Annotated in this window: 5 protein-coding genes and 1 pseudogene; 2 read left to right on the forward strand and 4 right to left on the reverse strand. The window is 39.3% G+C overall.

Annotation, left to right across the window (positions count from 1 at the left end):
• Positions 1-191, forward strand: a pseudogene (locus DZ54_RS26505) (IS4 family transposase); the annotation flags it as partial.
• On the opposite strand, the gene DZ54_RS26510 reads toward DZ54_RS26505, so the two are convergent.
• The 4 genes from DZ54_RS26510 to DZ54_RS0116650 all read right to left on the reverse strand — a co-directional run bounded on the left by DZ54_RS26510 (position 109) and on the right by DZ54_RS0116650 (position 3,134).
• Positions 109-657 carry a DUF3644 domain-containing protein gene (locus tag DZ54_RS26510; protein WP_240474066.1) on the reverse strand — a complete coding sequence of 183 codons (549 nt, stop codon included), beginning with the start codon at positions 655-657 and terminating at the stop codon, positions 109-111. The pseudogene DZ54_RS26505 and the gene DZ54_RS26510 sit on opposite strands and share 83 nt — an antisense overlap.
• A 364-nt stretch (positions 658-1,021) precedes the next feature.
• Positions 1,022-1,939, reverse strand: a complete 918-nt coding sequence (locus DZ54_RS0116640) for a restriction endonuclease (RefSeq protein ID WP_025675319.1) — start codon at positions 1,937-1,939, stop codon at positions 1,022-1,024.
• Between the two features lie 48 nt (positions 1,940-1,987).
• The gene (locus DZ54_RS0116645) at positions 1,988-2,536 is read right to left on the reverse strand and encodes a hypothetical protein (RefSeq protein ID WP_128080566.1); all 549 of its coding nucleotides are present in this window, start codon (positions 2,534-2,536) and stop codon (positions 1,988-1,990) included.
• Positions 2,511-3,134 (reverse strand): DUF3800 domain-containing protein, encoded by a 624-nt coding sequence (locus DZ54_RS0116650; protein ID WP_025675323.1) that lies wholly within the window; start codon positions 3,132-3,134, stop codon positions 2,511-2,513. The genes DZ54_RS0116645 and DZ54_RS0116650 overlap by 26 nt, the downstream gene beginning before the upstream one ends.
• 354 nt (positions 3,135-3,488) lie before the next feature.
• Here DZ54_RS0116650 and DZ54_RS27625 point away from each other — a divergent pair, with 354 nt between their 5' ends.
• The gene (locus DZ54_RS27625; RefSeq protein ID WP_420804867.1) at positions 3,489-3,719 is read left to right on the forward strand and encodes a site-specific integrase; all 231 of its coding nucleotides are present in this window, start codon (positions 3,489-3,491) and stop codon (positions 3,717-3,719) included.
• Positions 3,720-3,849 lie beyond the last annotated feature (130 nt).

The following is a 3,849-nucleotide window of genomic DNA, read 5'->3' on the forward strand; positions in this document are numbered from 1 at the left end:
AGCAGCAAGGATGGGACAGGCACTTTCAAGCGAATACAGTCAGAAATCGAAATGTCCTGTCTACCGTCCGGTTAGGTATGGAAGTCCTCAGGCGACCAGACTACGAAATTATAACTCAACACTTCTTAGCTGCGGCTGTGGTTCTAGCCCAGCAGCTCTTAAAAGAGGGCTATGCATTGGCGGATTTATGAGGGGATCTCTCAGTACTCGGCTAAGTTGCATAGCTATTGCAAGATTAGCGCACAACGCATGCGAGTCGCCAAATTCCTCAACAAGCAAGTTTTCAAAATTCATTAATGCAGACTGACACTCACCAGCTACAGCTAAATCAATTGCAGGAAGGCTTCTATGTTCGATTTTGTTGCGTAATCCAATGAGGAATTGAAGGTTATATTTTTCAGGGCGTTCAACCCCTTTCCAATATTCATTACAGCACTCCATTAACTCCCATGCTTTTTCTTCACCGTCGATGATAATAGGTTTGCCATCCTTTAGGTGAAAATAGTTTGTCCCCTTTTTTTCAAAGATCGCATGAAACAATGCTGTATATGCAATGACAATATTGACTATATAGCCATAGGTTTTAAATTCTGTGTAAGGATTGTTGTACGTTGAAACAGCAAGTAGCGCAAACTCCCTTGCCTTATGCAAAAGCATCCCTTTCACCGAATGATCCGTAACTTGCTGCAACTTTTGGCTATGAACTGCTCTAAACTCTTCCTTACTAAGGGATTTAATTCCTGATGTCAGATAATGAGAGCCATCTTTTTGAACGTATTGATGCCATCGCTTTGATGGATATGTTCCACACGTTTGTTTTTTCCAACCTGTAGCAGTGGCTAACTCATCGATTGTAAAAGACTCGCCTGCATTCTCTTTTGCAGCAAGAAATGAGTAAGCTAAATCTACCTGAGCATATCTACCAACTTCTACCTCCTGTGGGCTAAATTTTATTGAGCCAATTAACGCCCGCGTAATAGGCGCGAGCTTGCGAGCGTCCTAATTGACGCGTTTGTTAGGCTTAAGATGCCTTGGTAATAAGCCATTTTACAAGCCCCGCATTAACTGTAAGATGCGCCATGTGATTAAGCCCAATAAGTTGAACATTATTAGGAAATTGAATTTCTTCTAATGCTGAAGTTCCCGTGTGGCAGATATAATACATTTCATCGTATTGCGGCATCCCTTCGAATTGTTCGATGTAACCTTTGAACTCATCTTTTGAGGACTGAGATTTAACTTGTATAAAAGCACGCCTTCCGGTTACTGGTGAAATCACATCAAGATCAATCGACTTCTCTACCTTTCCTAGGGTTGCAACTCGCTGCCAGCCGGCATTTGAAAACACAAGGTCGACAAGAAGCTCGAAATCTTGCCACCCAAGGTTTTTAATTAGTGGCTTTACACTTGACACTAAGTTATTAAGAGAGTCTTTTGCCGTTTGAACTTCCGGCAACTCAATTGCATTAATTCTTTTAAGAAGGTAATTAGATTCTTTGACGGAGCAAATTGTGCCCCTGAACATTTGAACTTTGGTTAGTTTTCCGCTCAGGTTTTCAACATATAGATGCTCGCCTTTTACGTTACAAGACTGCCATTCACCATCAACTTCTCTGATTCTGCTGCCATCCTCGAGCTGTATCACTTCTTTCTTAGCAAAGCACCAATAAAGCTTGCGTTTGTAGAACGTAATCCACATTGTTGTAGCTGGTTGCGTATAGAAATCTTTTATTTGATTTGTAGTTTCAGTCGCCTTTCCTTTAGTTTTCGACTCCAGCCAGTAGCGGTTCATAAAACCCCAGTCCTCATCTAGGCATTTCTGATGATGAGGGTTATCAAAACCGAGCCTTATCATTGGCTTATCGCTTTCAATACAGCGCTCTTCCCAGCCACCAGACTGTCCAAGCTTTATAAATTTTACGGTATTAGCTTCAATCAAGATGGTTCCTCGGACTTAAAGAGTCTAACGCTTCAAACACCGGTGCAGCTATGCTGCATCCGCGTGATTTGACTTGTTATATTCTCCGAACATGAACTGCTTATGCTTCTCATGCTCGCCCATTGACATGACGTAAAAAAGAAACTCTTTATTTTTATTATCTGATTTTAAGATCAGATCAGCTATCAAGTGCAAGCAATTTCGCTGCGAGCTAGTTAATTTTGACTTAACCTCATCTAAATCACTTATTGCTAGTTCATTGATGAATGTAAAATAATTTTTGAACAGACCACATAGTACATCTGAAACTTGCACCTCGAGAAAAGAGTTAGAATCAACAAATTCATAATTCAATTCTTCAAGTTCCTTATCAAGCTTCTCATATTGCTCAAAGCACTTTTGAATTTCAAATTCATTATCTAAGATATGCCTTGAACTATCAAAGAGCTGTACTCTTTGGTTGTAAAATATCGAAAAACCATCAATTAAATATCCAACCTTATGATCATAAACAAAAAAGTACTCTTCAATTTTACGGCACATATCAAAGAGCTTAGAAAGACTCAACAAACTAAATGAAGTTCTTTTGTCTAACAATTTTTCTCGCCCTTGCTTCTGGCCTCGAGTATTTCTTAGCTAATTTATTTAACCCTTTATTAAATGCTGGTGCATCTTTAGGTTCTATTTTTGGATAATTATATTTTGATAGCAAACTAAGAAAATTAGATTTATCTATTTTCATTAGCTCATAGAGAGCATCCTTATGATAATCAAGGTAAGGCCTCTTTCCTCCAGCGCGGGAATAGTCTAAACCACCATACGTATCTACATATTCACAACAATCATCAATAATATCTACTAATGACCAATACTCCATATTAATGTTGTCATAGTGAATATAGTAATCGCTTTTGAGCAACCATTCTAAAAGAACAACTAGTTTGACAGATTTAAGATTATCTAAAAATCCACCTTTCGCGACTTGCTTGAATTTCAGTTCTTTTGCGGTTGGCGGAAGCTTAAGAGCATCTATAAGTTCATTGATATCGCTTTCTGCGGCATTACCTTCATGCAGTATTCCTGCAAGAACAAAGCATGGTGATGGATTTGAATGCGAATCGGTATTAAAACTTCGCCCTTTGAGGAAAAGTTTTCGAATATTATTGGATTCATCATAAAAAAATGTATAACTCATTCACCACTCTCCCTGGAGAATATAACATTGTATTAGTGCGCGTGCTCGATTTGTCAAAACCGTTATACGCATATTTTTTCATCTAACTGCTTATGATTAAACACATTTTTAATCTTTGAAGCAATCACCTTATCTGCGAAAGTGTGCATGCCGCCTATCCCAGCCCAGGCGTTCACACTATCCCCAAAGGATAAATTATAACCCTATGATTATATTGTATTAATATTTTCTCTTTCGGCGATAATGTGAATGTGCCTCGAAAAAACGTGCACACCATTTGGCTTTCCTTACCGATAAGCTGTATGAATAAACAGTCTTAGAGCGAGGGAAAAGATCATGACCAAAAGTCCGTTTATGGCAAGCCTTCAGCACGAGATTAGGCGACGAGGCTATGCGATTAGAACCGAGAAGAGTTACTTATACTGGGTTCGTCGATTTATCCTTTTCCATCACAAGCAACACCCTACAGAGCTCAGTGACGAGGATGTAAAAACGTTTCTGTCTTATTTGGCGAATGCGCAGCAAGTTTCACCAAACACACAAAAGGTTGCCCTCAATGCACTAGGGCGTGTTGATCTTTCGTGATTGTTTTTTGAACGGCATGATAAGGCGTTATAATCTCTTTCGCCAAAAACAAACTGTAACGCCATACCATGCCGAGACTCATGCTAACTGATAAGCGGTGGCAAAAGCTACTTCAAGTAATGAAGAACAC

The organism is Salinivibrio socompensis S35, from assembly GCF_000513715.1.
GTDB lineage: Bacteria > Pseudomonadota > Gammaproteobacteria > Enterobacterales > Vibrionaceae > Salinivibrio > Salinivibrio socompensis.